Origin of the sequence: Lunatimonas salinarum (genome assembly GCF_017811155.1) — a bacterium.
GTDB lineage: Bacteria > Bacteroidota > Bacteroidia > Cytophagales > Cyclobacteriaceae > Lunatimonas > Lunatimonas salinarum.
Genome location: NZ_JACVCV010000090.1, coordinates 1 through 846, shown reverse-complemented (window position 1 = coordinate 846; position 846 = coordinate 1). Strand labels below are relative to the sequence as shown.

The following is an 846-nucleotide window of genomic DNA, read 5'->3' as shown; positions in this document are numbered from 1 at the left end:
GATTTTCCTGATATGGATTTTGCCTTTGACGATTTTATCGTGGACAAGGAAGGCGGTACATTGGAAATCTTTGATGCGAAAAACAGTCAGATTCTTATATTTGATCTGGAGGGGCTGTACCAATCAAAAATCGATGTGCCATTTTCTGTAATCCAATTTGAGAAAGTCAGTGGAAATTACCTGTTTTTTAGGGGAAATTCCTATTCGAAAGATCCTGATTTTGATTTTGAAATGATCTATTTAGATAATGACTTTTATCCTATTCGTAATTTAAGAAATCAGCGTCGGGAAATACCTGAGGCAGGTGTAGGCATGGTTTCCCTATGTCCTCCTAAGGTATTTTCCAAATTCGCACAAGAAGTACGTTATAATGATTACTTTACGGATACCATTTTCACCCTAAGGGGAGGCGAAATTGCAAATGCAATCTATCTGGATATGGGCAATCAATCCCCTCAGTCGACTTGGAAGACCAAGACCAATGATGAAATTTTCAATCATTTTGTCAATAGAGACTTAAGGGGTTACATCATGTCAAAGTATATTGTGTTGGAAGATACAGAGAAAATCTGGTTTTCGGTGACCTATGAATATGAAGGTTGTTTAGCTCTTTATGAAAAGACAAATGGTAAGACTACCTTCTACCGAGTAGTAGACGATGGCAAATTGGGGTTGGATGGATATTCCATTTTGACCAATGGAACTCCCTATCAAGGCGACCATTCCCTCATTTGCGTGGTATACGCCCAAGATAGGAAGGGTGAAAAATCCCATTATAAAGAGGAGGGAAATCCTTCACTTCTCATTCTTGACCTTGCGAAGTTTCCCCTTAATTGATAGCAACTA

At 38.7% G+C, this 846-nt stretch carries 1 protein-coding gene; it reads left to right on the top strand.

The features are described 5' to 3' along the window. A partial coding sequence (locus IAQ59_RS22025) for a 6-bladed beta-propeller (RefSeq protein WP_209333014.1) occupies window positions 1-837 on the top strand: 837 nt, incomplete at its 5' end. Window positions 838-846 lie beyond the last annotated feature (9 nt).